Below are 20,977 nucleotides of genomic sequence, written 5' to 3'. Positions count from 1 at the left end.
CAGGCCGATGCAAGCCCCGTCTTGATGGTCGCGCCGGCGCGGGGAAAGCCCCGGCATGTGAGTGCGCAGCGGAGGGTAGGCGTGTAAGATTCCCGGTTTTCGGGCATCCATCCAGTCATCATTTTCCGTGCTGCCATCTTGCCCACGAGCCTAGCCAATCGCGTCGCTCCCGCCTTCTATCGCTGGCTTTCATGGCTCGCGGCAGCCGCGGTGCTGCTTGTCGGCACAGCCGTCGGGCTGGTGCTCGGCTCGCTCGATGCCGCGCGGGCGCTGAGCGAGGCGCGCAGTCGCACGATCGCGGAACTCGCCACTGTTCAGGCGCAACTCGACGGGGTGCTCAAGCAGGCGATCATCGGCGGCGACGGAATTGTCCACCTGATCCAGCATATGGGCGACCTGCCGCCACATTTGTTCGATGCGATGGCAAAGCAGACCATCGCCGACCAGCGCCTGATCCGCAACATCGCCTATGCCCCCGACAACGTCATCGCACGTCTGTACCCGTTAGAGGGGAACGAGAAGGCGCTGGGCATCGACTACCGCAACATTCCCGAGCAGTGGGTGACGGTGGAGCAGTCGATGCAGTCGGGGTTGCCGGTGCTGTCCGGTCCGGTGCAACTGGTGCAAGGCGGGCGGGCGGTGATCATCCGCTCCCCGGTGGTAGTGCGCGAGGACGGGATCAGCGCTCGCAGCGGCTACTGGGGCACCGTGTCCATCGTCGGCAACATCGAGAACATCCTGGCCGACGGCGGGGTCACCGGCTCGCAGGTGCTGCGCATCGCCATTCGCGGCAAGGACGGGCGCGGCGAGGAAGGCGAAGTGGTCGGTGGCGACCCGGCCGTGTTCGCGGACGATCCAGTCAAGACGCGCCTGGGTGTCCCCGGCGGCTCCTGGGTTCTGGCGGCGACGCCGCAGGAGGGCTGGCCGAGGCGGGCGGCGTTCCAGTCCCAGTACTTCGTCATCGCCATCCTGAATTCGCTTCTGCTCGCATGGCTGGCGAATCTCCTCGTCGCACGCATCACTGAACGCAAGCGCTCGCAGGATGCGCTGCAACTCGCTTCGACGATCGTCGAATCCACGGCCGACGGCGTCGTCGTCACCGATCCGCGCGGACTCATCATCGCCACCAACCCGGCCTTCACCGAAATCACCGGCTATACGGCCGAGGAGGTCAGGGGGCGCACGCCGAGCATCCTCAAGTCCGACCGCCAGGCAGAGGACTTCTACGGCCAGCTGTGGGCCTCCATCCTGACGGCGGGCGAGTGGCAGGGCGAGATCTGGAACCGGCGCAAGTCCGGCGAGGTGTATCCGGAGTGGCTCACGATCAGCGCGGTGCGTGGCGCGGGCGGGGAGATCCGCAACTTCGTCGGCGTGTTCTCCGACATCTCGGCGATCAAGCGCACGCAGGCCGACCTCGAGCGGCTGGCGCATTTCGATCCGCTGACTTCGCTGCCGAACCGGGTGCTGTTCCATGACCGCATGCAGCATGCTCTCGATCGCGCGCAGCGCTATCGCCATCGCGTTGGCGTGCTGCTGCTCGATCTGGATGGTTTCAAGACGATCAACGACAGCCTCGGTCATCCGGTCGGCGACCAGCTGCTGCAGCTCGTGGCGGAGCGGCTCGGCACCTGCGTGCGGGTCGAGGATACGGTCGCACGGCTTGGCGGCGACGAATTCGCGGTGATCCTGTCGGAACTGGGGGATGGTGCCGATGCCGTCGAGGTGATCCGGCGCATCCTCGCGGCGATCCAGATGCCGTTCGAGATGGCCGGCGGCACCGGGATGGTGACCACCAGCATCGGCATTGCCGTGTTCCCCGACGACGGGCCGAACGTAACCGAGCTGATCCGCAATGCGGATGCCGCGATGTACGAGGCGAAGGGGGCGGGGCGCAACACGTACCGCTTCTATCAGCGCAACATGACCGCCGAGGCGCAGAAGCGCCTGCACACCGAGAGCGCGCTGCGCCGTGCGATCGACCGCAACGAGTTCGAGGTGTGGTTCCAGCCGCAGTTCAGCCTGGAGGATGGTGCGTACCTTGGCGCGGAGGCACTCGTGCGCTGGCGCGACCCGGAACGCGGGCTCATTCCCCCGGGCGACTTCATTCCGCTTGCCGAACGCAGCGGTCTCATCATCCCGCTCGGCGAACAGGTCCTGGATCAGGTAGGTGCCGCAGCGCGCGGCTGGCTCGACGAGGGGCTGGAGATCGGGCGGCTCGCGGTCAATGTGGCCGGGCCGCAGATCGACCGCAGCGACATCGTCGCAACGCTGCGCGCGGTGATGGGGCGCTGGCGCCTGCCGCCGTCGGTGTTGGAGATCGAGATCACCGAAACCGTGATCATGGAGAACCCCGATCACGGCCGACGCGTGCTCAACGACATCATGGCGCTGGGCATCACCACGGCGATCGACGATTTCGGAACGGGCTACTCTTCGCTGGCCTACCTGAAAAAGCTGCCGATCGGCACGATCAAGCTCGACCGCGCCTTCGTGAACGACCTGCCGGACGATCCCTCCGACATCGCGATCAGCCGCGCGGTCATCGCTCTGGGCCACAGCCTGGGATTCAAGGTCATCGCCGAAGGTATCGAGACGGAAGCGCAGCGCCGCTTCCTGCGCGAGGAAGGATGCGACGAGGGGCAGGGCTTCCTGTTCGCACGGCCGATGCCCGCGGCGGAGTTCGGCAAGTGGCTGCGGGCGGTGTCGACGCTCACGTCTTGACCGGCTGCTCCTGCAGCATCAGCTTCACCGCGAGGATGCCCGGCTCCTCCGACGCCTTGATGGTGAAGCCGAACACCTTCAGCAGCTTCAGCATCGGCTCGTTTTCCGCCATGACTTCGCCGGCCAGCACCCGCAGGCCGCGTTCGCGGGCGTAGCGGATCACCTTCTTCATCAGGGTCGAGCCGACTCCGTAGCCTTTCATGTCGGAACGCACGAGGATGGAGAACTCCGCCGTGTGATTGTCGGGGTCGGCCACGGCGCGAACCACGCCCAGCGTCTCCGGGCGGCCGGAGTCGTCGCGCCCGCTGGCGATGAAGGCCATTTCGCGGTCGTAGTCGATCTGGGTGAGACGCGCCATCTCCGTGCGCGGCAGCGTCCCGATGTAGTGGAAGAAACGGAACAGGATGTCTTCCGGCGTCACGCGCGACAGGAATTCGTAGTGCGTGGGTTCGTCTTCGGGACGAATCGGGCGCAGGACGACCTTGCGGCCGTCGCGCAGCGTCGCCGCTTCGGCGAGGTCTTCGGGATAGGGGCGGATCGACAGTCGTTGGGGGTTCGGCGGTGTCGTCGACAACTGGATGTGCGCATCGACGGCCAGAACCCCCTGGTCGTCCACGAACAAGGGGTTGATGTCGAGTTCCTCGATCTCGGGGATGTCGACGATGAGCTGCGAGATCCGGGTCAGCAGCTGCGCCACGCCGTCGCGATCGGCTGCCGGATGGTTGTGGTAGGCATGGAGCAGCCCCGCCGCGCGGCTGCGGTTGATGAGGTCGTGGGCGAGCGGCAGGTTGAGCGGCGGCAGACCGATGGCGAGGTTGCGGTACACCTCCAGCCCCCGCCCGCCTTCGCCGAACACGATCATCGGCCCGAACAGCGGGTCCGTGACGACGCCGACGATCAGTTGCCGGGTGTGGGGGCGCGTTTCCATCGGCTGCACGGCGAAGCCGCTGATCCGCACGTCCGGCCGCGCGGCGGCGACGCGTGCGAGCATGGCCTGGGCTGCCGATTCCGCGGCCTCCGGGGTCTCGAGGTCCAGCGCGACGCCGCCCACTTCCCACTTGCGGCGGATGTCGCGCGACATGACGGTGACCGCAACGGGCATGCCGAGCTCGGTGGCGATGGCGGAGACGTCCTGCGGTGTCGCGGCCAGGTGCGTCTGCACGACGGGGATCTCGTACGCCGCAAGGATGTGCTTGGCCTCGGGCTCGGTCAGGCGCGTGCGGCCTTCGGCGATGGCCTTGCGCACGACGGTGCGCGCGCCATCGACGTCGGGGCGGAAGTTCTCCGAGGTGGAGGGGGGCGCCTGCATCAGCACTTCGCGCGTGTGCCGGTGATTGACCATGTGCACGAAGGCGCGTGTGGCGTTTTCCGGCGTGTCGAAGGTGGCGATGCCGGAATCCGCGAACAGCTTGCGCTCGGCGGCGGCGGTTTCGTCGCCGATCCAGCAGGTGAGGAGGTTGCCGCCGACGCTGCGGATGGTCTTGATCACCGATTCGGCGACCTCCATGCTGGGGGTGAGTGCGTTTGGCGTGTGGATCACCAGGATCGCGTCGCCATCCTGCTCCTCGCACAATATCTTCAGCACATCCTCGTAGCGCTTGGGCGGCGCATCGACGCGGATGGCGATGGGGTTGCGGCCGTTCCAGTCGGGCGGCAGCAGGCGGCGCAGGCGCGTGAGGGTGTTGGGGTAGAGGTCAGGCAGCGCGTAGCCGCCGAGATGCAGGCTGTCCTCGGCCATGATGCCGGCGCCGCCGCCGTTGCTGATCACGACGAGGCGGTCGCCGTGGATCGGGCGCGAGCGCACGACGGTCTCGACCGCACCGAAGAGTTCGTTCAGATGGTCGACGCGCAGGATGCCGGCGCGGCGCAGCACGGCGTCCGCCACGTCGTCGCTGCCGATCAGACCGGGGCTGTCGAGGAACAGGGGGTCGCCGATACCCGGCAAGGCGCGCTGCGCACGTCCGGCCTTGATCGCCACCACCGGCTTGTTGCGGGCCGCCGCGCGTGCGGCCGCCATGAAGCTGCGGCGTTCGCGGATCGACTCGATGTACATGAGGATCGCGCGCGTGCCCGGATCGCTGCCGAGGAAGTCGAGCACCTCGCCGAAACCGATATCCAGCGCATCGCCGAGCGAGACGAAATGCGAGAAGCCGATCTTCCGCGGCATGGCCCAGTCGAGCACCATCGTTCCGACGGCGTCGGACTGCGAGACGAAGCCGATGTTTCCCGACAGTCCGCCGACCTGGGAAAAGGTCGCGTTCAGGCCTGCCTGGGGCACCATGACGCCGAGGGTGCTGCCGCCGAGGATGCGGATGCCGTGACGGCGGGCGATCTCGAGGATGGTCACGTCGAGCGGCCGCCCGTCCGTGCCCAAGGTGGTGCCGAGCTGGCTCGCCATGACCATGGCCGCTCGCGTGCCGCGTTCGCCGAGCTGTTCGAGGATGCCCGGGATGGCCGACGGCGGGGTGCAGATGATCGCGAGGTCGGGCGTGCGCGGCAGGGCGGCGACGTTGGGATAGGTGAGTACTCCGGCCACGGCGTCGCGCTTGGGGTTGACCGGCATGATCGCACCGCCGAATCCGCCCGCCAGGAGGTTGCGCATGACCACGCTGCCGATGCGCCGGGGGCGGGCGCTGGCGCCGATCACGGCGATCGACTGGGGGTTGAAGAGGCTCTGCAGGTATCTGAAGCTCATGTTCGGAACGGGCGGTCGGGTTTGTCGATGGCGGTCAGCGCACGCGTTGCCACAGCATGGCGTGCGTGACGATGTACTGATACTTGCGTGCGTGCTCGCGGATCACGAGGGGTATTTCGGCTTCGCGGCGCAACTCGAAGCCGTCGGCGCCGAGGAGCGCCTTGAGGGTGTCGGCGCTGCGCACGGCACGTTCGCCGTCCATGTAGCCGCCGAGCCAAGCGCCGCGGGGTGTGAATTGTTCCAGCCAGGTGTAGGGCGACAGGATGGCGACGACGCCGCCCGCGCGCACCAGCCCGCGCGGCCCGCCGAGGCGCCCGAGCAGCGACCTGGGGCTCGGCAGGCGGCACAGCAGGTTGGCGAGCAGCACCGCATCGTAGTCCGTGAGTTCGGCGGGCAGCGAGCAGGCGTCGGCCTGGCGGAACGCGACACGGCTGCGGTCGATGGCCGGATCGACGCGCGCCAGCAGCGGGTGGGCGAGTTCGCCTTCGTCGCGGCAGGCGTATTCGAGGACGCCTCGATCGCGCAAGGTGGCGGCCGCATCGATGAAGGAGCGGCTCAGGTCTATGCCGAGGACTTCGCCGAACATGTGTGCGAGTTCGAAGCTCGCGCCGCCGACGGCGCAACCGACGTCGAGTGCCCGGCCGCCAACGATCCCGAGTTCGCGTGCGCCTTCCATCAGCCAGCGCGCTGCACGCAGCGGGAACTGGCAGGCATCGCGGGGCCCGGACGCGTGCGGCATCTGCTCCTGCGGGCTGCCATAGTGCAGCAGCAGGTACTCGTTGGTGATCCCGGCGCTTTCGTAGGCCTTGCCCGGCGCGCCTTCCGCATCGAGACGCACGGCACCGCCGTCGTGGGCGGCCTGCACGACGCGAAAGCCCGCGTGCTGGAAGAAGTGCGGGCGGAAATGGAAGCGCGACCACACGCTGGCCTCGTCGCCGGTCGAGATCCACGAACCGCCGAGGATCATCTGGTGCTCGCCGTCGTAGCAGGGGCTGCTGAAGTCGTCGTAGTACGGGTGGACCTGGGCCCCGGGCAGCGGATTGAACTGGTCGCCCAGCCACTGCCACACGTTGCCGAAGACGTCGCGGAAGCCTTTTGCCGTGAGCGCGCCGGCGGTGACGGGGGAGGAGGAGCCGCAGCCGAGGTTGAGGTTGAGGCCGCGTTCGTGCAGCAGGGCCGCACCGTCCGCGGCCATGACCGGATCGTCGGTGACGGCGGCGACGGGGTCGCGCAGGGCATTGTGCTCTGCTTCGCTCGGCAGGCGGCAGGGCTGGCCCAGGCGCGCGCTCAGCCACGCACAATACGCGCTGGCCTCGTGCCAATTGACTTCGGCGGGCCAGTTCCAGCGCATGTCGATTTCCTCGAACAGCGTGCGCAGGCGGAAGCGGTGGGATCCTGCGGGGCCGTCGGGCACCCAGAACGTGGGCCACTTGATGTTGCGGTAGGTGCGCCAGGACCAGCCGGTTTCCGACCACCACTGGCGGTCGCGGTATCCGCCGTCGGCGACGAACTGCCAGAACTCTCCGTTGCTCACGAGGCTGCGGCCCGCGCGGAAGGGCTGCACATCGACTCCGCGGCTGCCGTATTCGTTGTCCCAGCCGTAGGAGGGCCATTCGGCGGGTTTGCCGAGCTGCAGGCGGGTCGCAGCGACGGGGAGGAGTTCCATTTCCGGATAGTCGCGTCCGGGAATCGGCGGGAATGCCGCGGGGCTCGCTGCGGAGGAATGTGGCGGCATCCATCCCGCTGGCCGCCGGACGAGCCGCAGCGGCAGCTCGTGGATCAGCACGGACGAGGTCTCGAGATGGATGCGCTCGTGCTCGAACCCCATGAACAGCGCCCACAGGGGATCGTTCTGCGTGATCGGCGGATGGCCTTCGGCGAGTCCGGGGTGCTCGTCGATGACACGGCGCACCAGCGCGTACACTGCCTTGCGGTAGGCGTGGGCCTCATCGAACGCGGGCCAGCGCATCGCGTTCTTCGACATGTCGTCCCAGCGCATCTCATCGACGCCGGTTTCGAAGATGCGTTCGAAATACGGGTTGAGCGGCGCAGGGATCAGCCCCGCCACGCGCAGCTTGTTCACGTAGAGCGCAGGGGGGTGGCAGTAATAGAACACCATCGGATGTCGCAGATGATGGTACGGCGGGCGATAGAAGGCTTCCTCGCCGATCAGTCCGGAGAACAGCAGCTCGGTGAGCGTCCAGCCGTTGTCGAAGTAGGCACGGACCTGCTCGCGGGTGCAGGTGGCCAGATTCGGTAGCGGCAGCGAGGTGAGCACGCCATCGGTCGTCCTGCCCGGGCAGCGCTCGGGCGGCAAGCCGGTCCACCAGTCCGGGCTTCGGACGGGGCCAAGGCGTTCGTCGAAGCGTCCTTCAATATTCTGTCGCCAGCTTTCGTCGGTCAGGTCGTCGGTCATCTCGGATCGCCCTCGCTGGTGGTCCCCGCCCGAAAAGACGGGCCGCTACGCATTCGCCATCGGTGGAGGCCCCGCGGAGCCTCATCCGGCGAGGATACCCCTGGAGCAGGCTGCACGCCAACGGCTGCCTCGTGCTGCGGGCGTGACGAGGCGCACGCAGCGGGCGTGATCTAAAGTTAAGTCACCGAACGGCGTGTCCAATCATGGTCGACGGTCGGCGCTTCGAGGAGACAGCGATGGAACAGCGGAAACTTGCACTGATCGTCGGCGCGGGGCCGGGGCTCGGACGCTCGCTCGCGCGCCGTTTCGGCGCGGCGGAAATGAATGTGGCGCTTGCTGGCCGCAACCTCGATCGGCTGGAGAACCTCAGCGTCGAATGCGCGGGGATCGGCCGCGGCGCGCATGCCTACCGCTGCGATGCGGCGCGCGAGGAAGACGTACAGGCGCTGTTCCGCGCCGTGCGCGCCGACTACGGGTGCCCCGATGTCGTTGTCTACAACGCGGGGGCTTTCGTCGCGCGCGGCATCGTCGAGACCAGCGCCGAAGAGTTCGAACGCTGCTGGCGCGTCGGCTGCCTGGGCGGCTTCCTCGTCGGTCGCGAGGCGGCCCGGGCGCTGCTCGAACGCATCGAACAGGGCGGTCCCGGCGGGACCATCCTGTTCACCGGGGCCACGGCGAGCCTGCGCGGGAGCGCGGGTTTCCACAACCTTGCGGTCGGCAAGTTCGGCCTGCGCGCACTTGCGCAGAGCATGGCGCGCGAACTTCAGCCCAAGGGTATCCACGTGGCGCACGTGGTGATCGACGGCCGGATCCGGCCGACGGCCGTCGTCGAGCATACCGACACCCACGACGACGACGCGCTGCTTGCCCCCGACGCGATCGCCGAGGCGTATTTCCAGCTGTATCGGCAGCCGCGTAGCGCGTGGACGCAGGAACTGGACCTGCGCCCATGGGTGGAGCGGTTCTGAGGGTCAGGCGACGGTTTCGCTGTCGAGCGTCGGGTAGTCCGTATAGCCTTCGGCTCCGCCGCCGTAGAAGCGGTCCGTGCGCGGCGGGGTGAGCGGGGCGTTCTCGCGCAGGCGGCGGACAAGGTCGGGGTTGCTGATGAAGGCCTTGCCGAATGCGACGAGATCCGCCTTGCCCTCGGCCACCGCCTGCATGGCCAATTCGCGCGTGTAGCCGTTGTTGACCATCCACGCGCCGGCAAAGCGGCTGCGCAGCGCGTTGAAGTCGAACGGACGGGCGAGGTCCGCGGGTTCGCGCTTGCCACCGGTTTCGCCCTCGATGACGTGGATGTAGGCGAGCCCCAGCGGCGCGAGCCGTTCGACGACATGGTTGTAGAGCGCTTGGGGATCGCTGTCGCGCGGGGTGCCATTGCCGCTGGTCAGGGGGCTGAGACGGATGCCCGTGCGGCCGGCACCGATCTCGCCGCACACGGCGTCCATAACCTCCAGCAGGAGGCGCGCGCGGTTCTCGATGCTGCCGCCGTAAGGGCCGTTGCGATCGTTCACGCTGTCGCGCAGGAACTGTTCGAGCAGGTAGTTGTTGGCCGCATGGACTTCGACACCGTCGAATCCGGCCTCCATCGCGAGACGGGCTGCGCGCCGGTAGTCGGCGACGATGCCCGGAAGTTCGTCGTCCCGCAGGGCACGCGGCGTGGAGACGGGAACGAAGCCGTCGCGGGTGAAAGTCTTGGCCCCGCTTGCGGGGCGGTCGGTGCTCGATACCGGCGCAGCGCCCTCGGGCAGCAGCGAGGTGTGCGAGATGCGACCGACGTGCCACAGTTGGATCACGATGCGTCCGCCGGCGGCATGCACGGCATCGGTGACCTTGCGCCATCCTGCGACCTGTTCGGCGCTGTGGATGCCCGGGGTGTCGAGATAGCCGTGAGCCATCGGATTGATCGGACTGGCCTCGGTGACGATGAGGCCGGCGCTGGCCCGCTGGCGGTAGTACTCGACGGTGAGCGGGCCGGGCACGTTGCCGGGGAGGGCGCGGTTGCGCGTCAGCGGCGCCATCACGATGCGGTTGGACAGGTCGATGTCGCCGATGCGAACGGCGTCGAACAGGCTTTTCATGCGGGGGCTCCTGGGCGTGGGTCGCCGCTCGATCCGACTGGCATCAGCGGCGCGATGACCGATTCCATGACTTTAGCAATGCCTGAACAAGTTGAAAATCCGACGATTGCGTGACAATCAGTTTTCCGATCGGAAACGATGGCGCGCAGCAGGGGATTCCCCCGCGCGGGGGCGTCTCCGGAAGGCGGACGGACTACTGCGCCAGCGCGCCATCACCGCGCCTTGCAACTTGTCCGGCGGTGTGTGAAGATTCGCCCCTTGTCATCTTCTGGCGGCGTTGTAACTGCATGTTTTGTAATGAAAAACATGCAAGATTGCGAGGTTTCCGGAATGCCCGGAATCTCGTCCTTTCCCGTGCGGGGAGATCTTCTTCGCCGCTTGCGATCCTCTCCCGTCCTGCGCCCGGGGCGAGCGCCGATTCGCACGGGGCTTCCGACTGCCGTCGTTCATTCCGGGAATCCATTGCCCCTGTGCAGGAAAGCTTGATGTGCTGATGAGTCTGGTTCGCGGTTTGTCCCTGGCATACATGCCGATGTCGTCCGTCCGGGAATGCGCGCCGCAGTGGTGGGATGAGGTGCTCGGTGTCGCGATCCTTGGCGAGGGGGATGCGGGCTGCGTGCCGTCCGGAGTTCCGCTCGCCCGGGTCGCGACCCCCGTGCTGGCCGGACCGCGCTCCGTGTGCGAGGTGTGGCGTGCCGGCAGGCCGACAAGGGCAGGCGTGCACGGACGGGTGCGTTATCGCTGCACGGAGAGCATGCTGTTCGGGGCCATCGCGCTGGACGAGGGCGAGATGCCTGTGGACGCGGACGGCGTTTCTGCACTGCAGCGGGCCACCCGCGCAGCGTACCGGGAGGTGTTCGATCTGCTCGACGAGGCGGGTTATCCCGCGCTCTTCCGTGCCTGGAACTACTTTCCGGCGATCAATGCCGTGATCGACGGCAGCGAACGCTACTGGCAGTTCAACGCCGGCCGCCAGGACGCCTTCGGGGCCGGCGGCCGCAGCACGATAGGCAGCGTGCCCGCTGCGTGTGCGCTCGGTTCGGCGTCGGGGCCATTCACGCTGTACTTCATCGCGCTGCGAGATGCGCCGCAGGCGATCGAGAATCCGCGCCAGGTGTGCGCGTATCATTACCCCCGGCAGTACGGTCCGCGCAGCCCGACCTTCGCGCGCGCGAGCCTCGCGCCGTCGCTGACATCGCCGACGCTGTTCGTATCGGGCACGGCAAGCATCGTCGGGCACGAAACCCTGCATCGGGGCGACGTCGTCGCGCAGACGGCCGAGTCCTTCCGCAACATCGAGGCGGTCCTCGGCGAGGCGCGGCGGGCAGCTCCGGCAGGCATCGCGCTCGCTCCGGGGGATCTCGCGTACAAGGTCTATGTGCGCCACGCGGGCGACCTCGACGCCGTGCGGAGATGTGTTCGCGAGCATCTCGGCGATGCGGTGCCGGTGGTGTACGTGCAGGCGGACGTGTGTCGCGAGGACCTGCTGGTGGAAGTCGAGGCCTCGGGCGGACATGCGATGGAGGATTGGCGATGAGGGCAGGAGCGGGGAGCCGGTGGCTGCAGCGCGGACTGCTCGCCGCGCTGCTGGCGCCCGCGTTCGCTCCGGTCGCCGCGGCGGCGGAAAAGCCCCTCTGGGAACTCGGTGCGGGACTCACCGTGCTGCAGTTTCCCGCCTACCGCGGTTCGGACGAGGATCGGTTGTTCGTGCTGCCCGTGCCCTACGTGGTTTATCGTGGCGAATTCCTGAAGGCCGACCGGCAGGGGATCCGCGGCACCTTCTTCGACAGCGACCGCGTCGAGCTGAGCCTCAGCTTGGGGGCTTCCCCACCGGTCAGCAGCGATCGCGTGAAGGCGCGCGAAGGCATGCCCGACCTGAAGCCGACCGTCGAGATCGGACCCTCGCTCGATGTGCGGCTGTGGCGTTCGGCCGACGAGCGCCTGCGCCTGCGCACGCGCCTGCCCTTGCGTGCGGGCTTCACGGCGGAAGGCGGCCCCGAATCGACGGGCTGGCAGTTCACTCCGCAGCTCAACCTGGACTGGCGTGATCCGGCCGGACTGGGCGGCTGGACGCTCGGCGTGATCGCCGGCCCGGTCTATGGAGACCGGCGGCAGCACCGCTATTTCTACACGGTCGAGGCGAGCGAGGCGACGCCGCAGCGTCCGGCCTACGACGCCCGTGGCGGCTACGGCGGCACGCAGGTGCTGGCGGCGTTGTGGAAGCGCTATCCGGGGTTGTGGGTCGGGGGTTTCGTGCGCTACGACAGCCTCGCCGGCGCGGTGTTCGAGGACAGCCCGCTGGTGAAGCGCAAGGACTATTTCGCCGCCGGTTTCGCGCTGACCTGGGTGCTCGGCGAATCCTCGCGTCGAGTCGAAGCGGATGAGTAGCGGCGGCCGGACGCGGCAGGGGGCGCTGCGGCGCGTGCGCGAGTATGTGCTGCTGTACCTCGGCCTCGGTTACCTGGGAGTGATCTGCCTGCTGTGGACGCCGTTCGCTATGGTGTTCTACCCGCTGCTGCCGGCGCGCGCCGGCCGGCGCCTGGGGCGCTTCGTCATCAACCGTGGGTTCAACAGCTACATCCGCTTCCTGACCCTCATCGGCGCATGCCGATTCGACCTTGCGGCGCTCGACAAGCTGCGCGGGCAGGGGCCGCTGATCCTTGCGCCGAATCACCCGAGCCTCCTGGATGCGGTAATGGTGATCTCGCGCCTGCCCGACGTCGCCTGCATCATGAAGGCCGGGCTCATGGACAACATCTTCTTGGGCGCCGGCGCACGCCTCGCCCGTTACATCCGCAACGATTCGCCGCTGCGCATGGTGGGCTGCGCGACGAACGACCTGTCGGCGGGCAGCTTCCTGCTGGTATTCCCCGAGGGCACGCGCACGACGCGCATGCCCGTCAATCCGCTGATGAGCAGCGTAGGGCTGATCTCACGGCGCTCGGGGGTGCCGGTGCAGACGATCTTCATCGAAACCGATTCGCCCTATCTGTGCAAGGGCTGGCCCCTTTTCCGCAAGCCGGAGATGCCCGTCGTGTACCGTGTGCGGCTCGGGCGCCGCTTCGATCCGCCTTCCAGCGTGCAGCCTTTCATGGCCGAACTCGAGCGCTATTTCGTTGCCGAACTCGAGGATGCCGTTCTGCCGCGACCGCCGGAGAGGGACGGTGGCACAATGTCGTCGTCCACGATCTGAACCCTGTTTCGCACGCTGCCATGACGCCCCATCAGGTCACACTGCCGAAATCCGCGCCGCTACCCAGTCCGGTCGAGGCGCCCACCGCCACGCATCTGGTGCTGATCCCGAGCTACAACCCGGGGCCGAAGGTGTTCGAGACGGTGCGCGCCGCTCGGCACCAGTGGATGCCCGTATGGGTCGTCGTCGATGGCAGCACGGACGGCACCACCGACGGCTTGCGCCGCATGACCGAGGAGGATCCGGGCCTGCGCGTGATCGTCCTGCCGAAGAACTCGGGCAAGGGAGCCGCAGTGCTGCATGGCATCGAGCTGGCTGCGAAGCAGGGCTTCACGCACGTACTGACGATGGATTCGGACGGCCAGCATCCCGCGGAGCTGATCCCCGACTTCATGGCGGCGTCGGCGGCACGACCGGACACGATGGTTCTCGGCCTGCCCGTCTTCGACGCCAGCGCCCCGGCGCTGCGCGTGCGCGGTCGCAAGCTGTCGAACTGGTGGGCGAACCTCGAGACGCTGTGGATGGGGATCGGTGATTCGCTGTTCGGCTTTCGCGTGTATCCGATCGCCCCGCTGGCCAAGGTCATGCACGGCCAGCGCTGGATGCGCCGCTTCGATTTCGACCCCGAGGCCGTGGTGCGCATGGCGTGGCTGGGGGTGCGGCCGGTGAATCTGCCGGCGCCGGTCAAGTACTTCCGCCCCGACGAAGGAGGCGTGTCCCATTTCAACTACGCGCGCGACAACCTGCTGCTGACATGGATGCACACGCGCCTGTTCTGTGGCTTCCTAGTACGCCTGCCCGTCCTGCTCGCGCGACGCTTCAGATCATCCCGCCGTTGATCGAGATCACCTGGCCGGTGATGTAGGCGGCCTGGGTCGAGGCAAGGAAGCCGACCAGGTCGGCGACCTCTTCCGGCTTGCCGGCGCGCTTCATCGGCACGATGCGCGCGATCGCATCCGCGTCGAAGGCGTCTTCGCTCATCGCCGTGTCAATGATGCCGGGCGCGACGACGTTCACCGTGACCCCCCGGCTCGCGAGTTCCTGTGCGAGCGATTTGCTGGCCGAATGCAGGGCGCCCTTGGCGGCCGCGTAGTTGGCCTGGCCGCGATTGCCGGTGATCGCCGCCACCGAAGAGATCGTGATGATGCGCCCCCAGCGCGTGCGGAGCATCGGCATCGTGAGCGGCTGGGTGACGTTGAAGAAGCCGTTCAGCGACACGTCGATGACGCGCTGCCACTGGTCGGCGCGCATGCCGGGGAAGACGGCGTCGTCGTGGATGCCGGCGTTATTGACGAGGATCTGCAGCGGGCAGTCAGCACCGATCGCGTCGAGTGCGGCCGCCGTGGCGGCGGCGTCGGTGACGTCGAACGCGACGGCCTCGGCGCTGCCGCCCGCGCTGCGGATTTCGTCGGCGAGGGCCTCGGCCTTGTCGGCATTACGGTTCGCATGGATGAAGACGTGGTGGCCGTCGCCGGCGAGACGGCGGCAGATCGCCGCGCCGATGCCGCCGCTTCCGCCGGTGACGAGTGCGCGTTTCAAGATGGGCTCCCGCTGGGGCCGGCGCCCAGGGCGCCCGCGTCGAGGATCACCGCGGCACGGCCGGAAACGAGCACGTGGCCGTCCGCGGCGACGGTGAAGGAGTAGAGGATCTGGTTGTCGTTGCCGGTGATGCGCTCGGCATCGATGTAGAGGTCTGATGTCACCGTATCCAGCCGTTCGACCGCGATCTCCACCCCGCGCACGCTCGCGAGGTAACCCGCGCGCGGGGCATCCCCGGCGTTGGCGACCAGGGCGCCATGCACCGCCATCGCCTGCGCGGCATACTCGATGGCGCTCGTCGCAGGCAGGCCGTCAGCATCGCGCAGCGGGTTGTCGGCGTCGCGGTGACTGGTCGCCCGGCAACGGATCGCGTCGGCATCCCATGCTTCGACGCTGGCGAGCAGGCACATCCTGCCGTGGTGCGGAATGCGTGCGGCGATGCCGTCGTGGTCGAGGGTGGTTGGCAGGGTCATGCCGTGTAGTCCACCGCGAGGCGGGCGTGGGCGAGGTAGTCGAGCACGACACGGCCGCTGCGGCGTGCCGCGATCGCCGCTAGCAGCGGAAGGCTGCGTGCGGCGGGAATCGAGCACCGCAAGGCGTCGAGGGCCGGGTCGGCGAGCGTGTCGGGCGGGGCGTCGGTGAGCTTGGCGGCGAGGCGTCCGCAGCTGTTCGCTTCCCGCTCGGGGGTCAGCAGCAGGGCGACGCCGAAGGCATCCGGGATGGGGCGGGCCGCCCGCAGCGGCTCCGGGTAGTCTGCGTCGTAGGCGAGCAGCAGGCAGGGCTGGCCGTCGAACCGGACCTGGGCGAGCGCTTCAAGGAGGCCCGCGCCGAAGCTGCCGTCATAGGCGCACAGTACGGCCGAGGGGGCGGTCGCGCCGGTGGCGATGCCCCAGTAGCCGGCGGCGGCGTTATGCACGGAATTGTGAAAACGCGTCGGCGAGATCTGGCGGTCGTCGGATGCGAGGGTTTCGCAGATCTGGTGGCAATTGACCCCGTCGCCCCCGGAGGACGAGAACACCGTTGCAAGCCCGGACGGATCCATACCGGCCGCTGTCGTCGCCTGCAGGCCGATACCGAGCGCGAGCTTCACGACCCGCACGGCACGCCGGCGTTCGGCCGGCGGCAGTTGCTCGGGGGCGTTGAGTACGGTCTTTTCGGGGCTCCACGCGGCGTCGCCCGCGAGGATCGCGGCGCAGGCCGGCCAGTCGGCCATGCCCGGCCCGATCAGGCCGATGCTGCGGATCCAGGCCGCGGGCGGATTCGTCATGGTGGGCCTCATGCCGGGCTGCCGAGGATGAGGCTGCAGTTCGTGCCGCCGAATCCGAAGGAATTGCTGAGAACGCGGCGTACCGGTTGCCGACGCGTCGCGAGTACGTAATCGAGCCCCTCTTCGGGATCGGTGGTGCCGGCGCCCGCCGGAACGAAGCCGTCGCGGATCGCGAGCGCGGCTATCACCGCCTCGATGCCGCCGGCGGCGCCGAGGGTGTGGCCGGTTGCGCCCTTGGTCGAACTGCAGGGCGTCGCGTCGCCGAAAAGCCCCTTCACCGCCTTGCCTTCGGCGGCGTCGTTGCTCGGCGTGGCCGTGCCGTGGAGGTTGATGTAGTCGATGTCGCGCGCAGCGAGGCCGGCACGCGCCAGCGCCGCATCCATCGCCTGGCGCGCACCGCGGCCCTCGGGGTGCGGCGAGGACATGTGGTAGGCGTCGCTGGACTCTCCGTAGCCGAGCAGCAGGATCGCATCGCGCGGCATGGAGGCCGGCACGGGCTCGACCAGCGCGAAGGCGGCCCCTTCGCCGATCGAAATACCGTCGCGGGCGCGATCGAAGGGCCGGCAGGCCCGCGACGAAGTGAGCTCCAGCGAATTGAAGCCGTACAAGGTCGTGAGGCACAGCGAGTCGACGCCTCCGACGAGGGCCGCGTCGATCAGCCCGCTCGCGATCATGCGCGCCGCGGAGGCGAACACCTTGGCGCTGGACGAGCAGGCGGACGAGACGACCACCGCGGGTCCCTTCAGTCCGAACCAGTGCTGCACGAAGTCGGCGAGCGAGAAGGTATTGTGCGTGCCGGCGTAGTTGAAAGTGGCCGGGAGGGCGCCGGTGTCCGGGGCTCGGTGGCGGTAGGCGAGTTCGGTTTCCAGGATGCCCGAGGTGCTCGTACCGAGGAACACGCCGATGCGATCCGCGCCGTGGCGGGACATCGCCTCGCGGACCGCATCGGCGAAGCCGTCCTGCACCAGGCCGAGCTGCGCGAGCCGGTTGTTGCGGCAGTCGAAGCGCGCCAGCGAGGCGGGGAGCACTTGGTCGTCGGTGCCTTCGACCTCGCCGATCCATGTGGGCAGGGATACGGTCTCGAAGTCGCAGGGCTTGAGCCCGGAGCGGCCGGCGAGCATCGCTTCGCGCAGCGGCTCCAGTCCGCGTCCGAGGCAGGACGAGGCGGTGTAGGCGGAAATCAGCAACGGATGCACGGTGCCTCGGCGGCTCGAAAAGAAAGCATTTTATCAAAAGGTCGGAGTGGCTCGCGGACGGCTCGTTGCGGCTCGGCAGCAGGCGGAGGAGCGCGGTCGTTTCGGGAGCCCCCGGGGCTCAGGGAATGGCTGAAGCGAGCGTGACCGGCTCGAGGCCCTCGCGCGCAAATCGCACGAGCAGGCGCGGCAGCACCTCGAGAATCACCGGCGCACCCGTGCTCGTCCGGGCGGCATTGCCGTCGTGCAACAGCAGGATGTCGCCCGCGCTGAGGTTCTCCGACAGGCGCCGGCGGACGATCGCGGCGTCGCCCGTACGGGTGTCGTAGGCGCGTCGCGTCCATGATGCGAGTTGCAGGTCCAGGCGGGCGAGGACCGGTTCCAGGAACGGGTTGCGCAGGCCCGCCGGGGCGCGGAAGAAGCGCGGCTGCCGGCCGCAGACGTCGGCGATGGTGTCCTGCGCGGCGCCGATTTCGCGCGCCAGCCAGCGCGGGCCGCGCAGCGAGAAAGTCTTGAGGTGGTGTTCGCTGTGGTTCTCGACGGCGTGGCCGCGCGCGACGATCTCGCGCGCAAGTGCCGGATGCTCGCGCACGAGCCGGCCGATGACGAAGAAGCTCGCGCGGGCGCCATGGGCGTCGAGGAGATCGAGCACGTACGGCGTGACCTCCGGGTCGGGGCCGTCGTCGATCGTGAGCGCAATCTCCCTCCGCGCGACCGCGGCGGCTGGCAGTCGCGTCCAGTTCGTCCCCAGCAGGGTGCAGCGCGGAAACAGCCCGGCCGCGGTGAGCAGGCCGTGGTTGGCCGCGACGGCTGCGGCGGCCCACGGCCAGGCGTCGGGTCGCAGGGCGATGCCCGCGGCCGCTGCGGCGTGCAGTGCGGCCGAAAAGCGGATCAGGGTGCCGGGGCGCCAGGGACGGGGCATGAGGGCGGGCGGGCGAAGGCGGCGGCGAAGATCAGGGCGAGGAGGGCGCCGGGGCCGACCGTGCCGCCAATCGCCTGCAGCACGGGAACCGAGGAGAATGCGAGGACGCCGAAGCCGGCGACCGTCGTGAGGTTGGCAAACAGCATCGACGCGAGGGTCGCGGGCGGAGGGGCGTCCTCGTCGCCCTTGCCGTCGAAGAACAGCGCGTAGTTGGAGCCCACTGCGACGATCAGCAGCAGGCCGACGAGGTGCAGGATCGTCAGCGCCACGCCGGCGAGCACGAGTCCGGCCACGACCGTCAGCACCGAGGCAGCGAGCGGCAGCAGGACGCGCAGGACGCGCCGCGGCGAACGCAGAGCGAGCGCAAGCAGGGCGATGACCGCTGCGACGCCCGCAAGCGACAGCATGATCGCCTCGCGCAGGTAGCCCGCGTAGAGCTGCCCGGATTCGCTCTTCATGTCGATGAAGAGCGGGGCGGCCTCCGCCGCCGCGTCGAGCGCGAGGCGCACGGTAGAGGGGTCGATTTCCCCCGCATGCGCCCCCTCGACGGGCGCGCGCAGCGGCAGCAGCGCGGTCCACTGCGCGCCCTGACGCAGGAGCAGCGAGTCGACGGCCATCGCGAAGCTCGTTCCGTCGAGGTCTGCGCGTGTCAGAGGGGGGCGCTCACGCGCTGCGGAGATGTCTTCAACGAAGGGTCCGAGGCGGCTGGCCTGCAGGGGCAGCTCCGCGGTCGCGCTCGTGAGCCGTTCGCGCAAGTCCTGCGGCTCGGGGAGCGCGGAGCGGCGTTCGAGCTGTCGGGCCCGGGACGGCAGATACAGCGACGGGCTTTCGAAACCGCCGATCTCCCCGGCATCGACGAGCGCCTGCAGCCGCGCGGATACCGCCTCCGCCTTTTGCAGCGTGGCCTCGGCATCGTTTGCACGGACGACGATCATGTAGCGCAGGTCCGGCGCGCCGAGATCGCTGCGCAACATGGCGTCGACCGCCTGCGCCTGCGGCGGCACCGGGCTCAGGGCCGCGAGTTCGTGATTCCAGATCCGGCCGTGCTGGGCAAACACGAAGGCTCCGGCCAGCGCCGCCAATCCGGCAAGGATCCAGCGCAGTCTGCGCACTGCTGTGACGACGCGCTGAAGTCGCAGTCCGAACGGGGTCACGTCACGGATCGCGAATCCTGCAGGCAGCAGGTGCGGCAGGATGTAGCGCGTCGCGAGCGCAGCGACGATCAGGCCCGCGATCGAATACAGGCCGAGCTGCGCCAAGCCGGGAAAGCCGGAGAACATCAGCGCGCCGAAGCCGCAGATGGACGTCATCACCCCGAGCCGTATGGTCGGCCAGAAGGTGTTGCGCCCGGTGTTCGTCGCTGTCGAACCGGACTGGACGAAGAGGTAGATGGCGTAATCGACCGCCTCGCCGATCAGGGTGGTGCCGAAACCGAGGGTGACCCCGTGCATCACGCCGAATCCGAGGCTGACCGCGGCGATGCCGGCCAGTGCCCCGGATATCACCGGCAGCAGCCCGAGCAGGAGGGCTGTCGGCGAGCGGTAGATGAAGAGCAGGAGCGCAACGATGATCCCGGCCGACACCAGGGCGAGGCGCGTCACCTCGCTCTCGATGGTGGATCGCGAATCGACCGCGAACACGGCGGCGCCGGAAACCAGCAGCTTCAGATCGGTCCCGGAAGGTAGTTTCGATGCCTCGCTCGCAAAGGCACTGCGCAGGGAATCGATCGCCGCCTGCTGGCCGTCGAGATCCGAGCCCGAGGCGCGGGTCTGCACGAGCAGCAGGGCGCGTCTGCCGTCCCGCGAAGCCCATACACCCTCCTGCATCGCGGGGCGGGATCCACCATCGAGCCGTTCGAGCAGTTGCATCAGTTCGCCGGTGGGGTCGCGCGGCAGCAGCGACTTCGTGAACATGCCGAGCGGCGAGGCGAGGAGGTCGACCGATTCCGCGATCGCTTGTTGCAGACCGGACGACGTGAAGCGCTCCGCGGTCACGGCGGGGCTCAGCACATAACGGTGCATGAACAGCAAGGCATGGTCGCTCTCGCGATGGACGGGCTCGCCGTTCGCGACCATGCCGAAGGCCGCATCGGCGCGCAGCTTGGCGGCGAGCGCACGCGAGAGTTGCGCCCGCTGTGCTGCGTCGCCGCCCTCGATGCCGGCCAGCAGAAGGCGGGATACCATGCCGTCGCGCAACTGCTCGACCAGTACCCGCTGCTCTGCGGTGGGCGCTTCGGGCAGGAAGGCCGAGAGGTCGGCCGTGAAACGCGTCTGGCTGACGACGGCAGCACAGGCAGCGACGAAGGCCAGCCACAGCAGCAGTGCCGGCAGGAAACGGCGTGTCACCGTGCCTGCCCCAGCGCCACGATCTCCATGACCGAGCGGTCGCCGTCCGCCTGGAGGATCTCGATTTCACGCAGCAGCCCGCGTGTGCCGGTGATGTTGATGCGGGTCACGACCTCGGCCATGCGAGTGTCCCGCGGCAGCAGGGTCAGGGTCCAGCGTTCCACATTGCCGGCAAGATGCAGCGCATAGGTGCGCTCAAGCGTATCGCGGTCCCCGGCCAGCGTCGCGCGGATGCTGTCGATGAAACCGGCGACTTCGCCGTAGTCGGACAGGCGCACGTTGAACTGCTTCTTGCCACGCGTCACGCTCAGGTTGTTGCCTTCGAGGACCAGCGCTTCGGGACGCGGCTTGAGGGTGATCTTCTCCAGCCGGTCGGGCGCCTGGAAGCGCAATTCGCCGGACGATTCGACCGGCTGGTCGAGCACGGCGAGATACTTCCGTTCCTGGAAGGTGGCCTGTCCGCTGCGGTGCTTGCCCAAGGCCTGCATCAGCTGGGCAACCGTCCACGACTCGGCCGCTATGGCCTGCGGGCCGTGCAGCAAGGAAGCCGCGGCGAGCAGGGCGGCGACGAGGAGGCGCATGGATGCAGCTTTGAACACGGATACTCC

At 68.5% G+C, this 20,977-nt stretch carries 16 protein-coding genes; 6 read left to right on the top strand and 10 right to left on the bottom strand.

Annotated elements, in window-relative coordinates; translation table 11 throughout:
- Positions 1-138 precede the first annotated feature (138 nt).
- Positions 139-2,721, top strand: a complete 2,583-nt coding sequence (locus U5817_RS14115) for an EAL domain-containing protein (RefSeq protein WP_407277751.1) — start codon at positions 139-141, stop codon at positions 2,719-2,721.
- Here U5817_RS14115 and U5817_RS14110 read toward each other — a convergent pair.
- Both U5817_RS14110 and ovoA read right to left on the bottom strand, forming a co-directional pair.
- On the bottom strand, positions 2,711-5,416 hold the full coding sequence (locus U5817_RS14110; protein ID WP_407277750.1) for a GNAT family N-acetyltransferase: 2,706 nt from the start codon (positions 5,414-5,416) through the stop codon (positions 2,711-2,713). The two genes, U5817_RS14115 and U5817_RS14110, sit on opposite strands and share 11 nt — an antisense overlap.
- Before the next feature lie 34 nt (positions 5,417-5,450).
- Positions 5,451-7,832 (bottom strand): 5-histidylcysteine sulfoxide synthase, encoded by a 2,382-nt coding sequence (ovoA, locus tag U5817_RS14105; protein ID WP_169132047.1) that lies wholly within the window; start codon positions 7,830-7,832, stop codon positions 5,451-5,453.
- 236 nt (positions 7,833-8,068) lie between these two features.
- Here ovoA and U5817_RS14100 point away from each other — a divergent pair, with 236 nt between their 5' ends.
- Positions 8,069-8,800: an SDR family NAD(P)-dependent oxidoreductase gene (locus U5817_RS14100; protein WP_407277749.1), complete on the top strand. Its 732-nt coding sequence runs from the start codon at positions 8,069-8,071 to the stop codon at positions 8,798-8,800.
- 3 nt (positions 8,801-8,803) lie between these two features.
- On the opposite strand, the gene U5817_RS14095 is transcribed toward U5817_RS14100, so the two are convergent.
- On the bottom strand, positions 8,804-9,910 hold the full coding sequence (locus U5817_RS14095; protein ID WP_169132049.1) for an alkene reductase: 1,107 nt from the start codon (positions 9,908-9,910) through the stop codon (positions 8,804-8,806).
- 493 nt (positions 9,911-10,403) lie between these two features.
- Here U5817_RS14095 and U5817_RS14090 point away from each other — a divergent pair, with 493 nt between their 5' ends.
- The 4 genes from U5817_RS14090 to U5817_RS14075 are packed head-to-tail and all read left to right on the top strand — an operon-like array spanning position 10,404 to position 13,942.
- Positions 10,404-11,447, top strand: coding sequence for a hypothetical protein (locus U5817_RS14090; protein WP_246262411.1), 1,044 nt, complete (start codon positions 10,404-10,406; stop codon positions 11,445-11,447).
- Complete coding sequence (locus U5817_RS14085) at positions 11,444-12,298, top strand: MipA/OmpV family protein (RefSeq protein WP_169132050.1); 855 nt, start codon at positions 11,444-11,446, stop codon at positions 12,296-12,298. Before U5817_RS14090 ends, U5817_RS14085 begins: the two co-directional genes overlap by 4 nt.
- Positions 12,291-13,103: a lysophospholipid acyltransferase family protein gene (locus U5817_RS14080; protein WP_407277748.1), complete on the top strand. Its 813-nt coding sequence runs from the start codon at positions 12,291-12,293 to the stop codon at positions 13,101-13,103. The genes U5817_RS14085 and U5817_RS14080 overlap by 8 nt, the downstream gene beginning before the upstream one ends.
- 20 nt (positions 13,104-13,123) lie before the next feature.
- Positions 13,124-13,942: a glycosyltransferase family 2 protein gene (locus U5817_RS14075; protein ID WP_169132052.1), complete on the top strand. Its 819-nt coding sequence runs from the start codon at positions 13,124-13,126 to the stop codon at positions 13,940-13,942.
- Here the strand turns inward: U5817_RS14075 and fabG are convergent.
- The 7 genes from fabG to U5817_RS14040 form a co-directional block, all read right to left on the bottom strand.
- Positions 13,923-14,642, bottom strand: a complete 720-nt coding sequence (gene fabG, locus U5817_RS14070) for a 3-oxoacyl-ACP reductase FabG (protein WP_407277747.1) — start codon at positions 14,640-14,642, stop codon at positions 13,923-13,925. The genes U5817_RS14075 and fabG overlap by 20 nt on opposite strands.
- Positions 14,639-15,115, bottom strand: coding sequence for a hydroxymyristoyl-ACP dehydratase (locus tag U5817_RS14065; RefSeq protein WP_407277746.1), 477 nt, complete (start codon positions 15,113-15,115; stop codon positions 14,639-14,641). Before U5817_RS14065 ends, fabG begins: the two co-directional genes overlap by 4 nt.
- The gene (locus tag U5817_RS14060; RefSeq protein WP_407277745.1) at positions 15,112-15,909 is read right to left on the bottom strand and encodes a beta-ketoacyl synthase chain length factor; all 798 of its coding nucleotides are present in this window, start codon (positions 15,907-15,909) and stop codon (positions 15,112-15,114) included. Before U5817_RS14060 ends, U5817_RS14065 begins: the two co-directional genes overlap by 4 nt.
- 8 nt (positions 15,910-15,917) lie before the next feature.
- Positions 15,918-17,105 (bottom strand): beta-ketoacyl-[acyl-carrier-protein] synthase family protein, encoded by a 1,188-nt coding sequence (locus tag U5817_RS14055; RefSeq protein WP_169132056.1) that lies wholly within the window; start codon positions 17,103-17,105, stop codon positions 15,918-15,920.
- Positions 17,106-17,223: 118 nt separating this feature from the next.
- Positions 17,224-18,024: a polysaccharide deacetylase family protein gene (locus U5817_RS14050; RefSeq protein WP_407277744.1), complete on the bottom strand. Its 801-nt coding sequence runs from the start codon at positions 18,022-18,024 to the stop codon at positions 17,224-17,226.
- A complete protein-coding gene (locus U5817_RS14045; protein ID WP_407277743.1) occupies positions 17,994-20,369 on the bottom strand; it encodes an MMPL family transporter in 2,376 nt (791 codons plus the stop codon). The genes U5817_RS14050 and U5817_RS14045 overlap by 31 nt, the downstream gene beginning before the upstream one ends.
- The gene (locus U5817_RS14040) at positions 20,366-20,968 is read right to left on the bottom strand and encodes an outer membrane lipoprotein carrier protein LolA (protein ID WP_407277742.1); all 603 of its coding nucleotides are present in this window, start codon (positions 20,966-20,968) and stop codon (positions 20,366-20,368) included. The genes U5817_RS14045 and U5817_RS14040 overlap by 4 nt, the downstream gene beginning before the upstream one ends.
- Between the last annotated feature and the right edge of the window lie 9 nt (positions 20,969-20,977).

The sequence above is a fragment of the Aromatoleum evansii genome, from assembly GCF_045689615.1.
GTDB classification, from domain to species: domain Bacteria; phylum Pseudomonadota; class Gammaproteobacteria; order Burkholderiales; family Rhodocyclaceae; genus Aromatoleum; species Aromatoleum evansii.
This window is presented reverse-complemented; position numbering and strand designations above follow the sequence as displayed.

Excerpts from the sequence above, each read along its gene's own strand:
- U5817_RS14065 (WP_407277746.1), bottom strand. The coding sequence starts at position 15,115 with ATGACCCTGCCAACCACCCTCGACCACGACGGCATCGCCGCACGCATT.
- U5817_RS14095 (WP_169132049.1), bottom strand. The coding sequence starts at position 9,910 with ATGAAAAGCCTGTTCGACGCCGTTCGCATCGGCGACATCGACCTGTCC.
- U5817_RS14100 (WP_407277749.1), top strand. The coding sequence starts at position 8,069 with ATGGAACAGCGGAAACTTGCACTGATCGTCGGCGCGGGGCCGGGGCTC.
- U5817_RS14085 (WP_169132050.1), top strand. The coding sequence starts at position 11,444 with ATGAGGGCAGGAGCGGGGAGCCGGTGGCTGCAGCGCGGACTGCTCGCC.
- U5817_RS14050 (WP_407277744.1), bottom strand. The coding sequence starts at position 18,024 with ATGCCCCGTCCCTGGCGCCCCGGCACCCTGATCCGCTTTTCGGCCGCA.
- U5817_RS14080 (WP_407277748.1), top strand. The coding sequence starts at position 12,291 with ATGAGTAGCGGCGGCCGGACGCGGCAGGGGGCGCTGCGGCGCGTGCGC.
- U5817_RS14075 (WP_169132052.1), top strand. The coding sequence starts at position 13,124 with ATGACGCCCCATCAGGTCACACTGCCGAAATCCGCGCCGCTACCCAGT.
- U5817_RS14060 (WP_407277745.1), bottom strand. The coding sequence starts at position 15,909 with ATGACGAATCCGCCCGCGGCCTGGATCCGCAGCATCGGCCTGATCGGG.
- U5817_RS14110 (WP_407277750.1), bottom strand. The coding sequence starts at position 5,416 with ATGAGCTTCAGATACCTGCAGAGCCTCTTCAACCCCCAGTCGATCGCC.
- ovoA (WP_169132047.1), bottom strand. The coding sequence starts at position 7,832 with ATGACCGACGACCTGACCGACGAAAGCTGGCGACAGAATATTGAAGGA.
- U5817_RS14090 (WP_246262411.1), top strand. The coding sequence starts at position 10,404 with ATGAGTCTGGTTCGCGGTTTGTCCCTGGCATACATGCCGATGTCGTCC.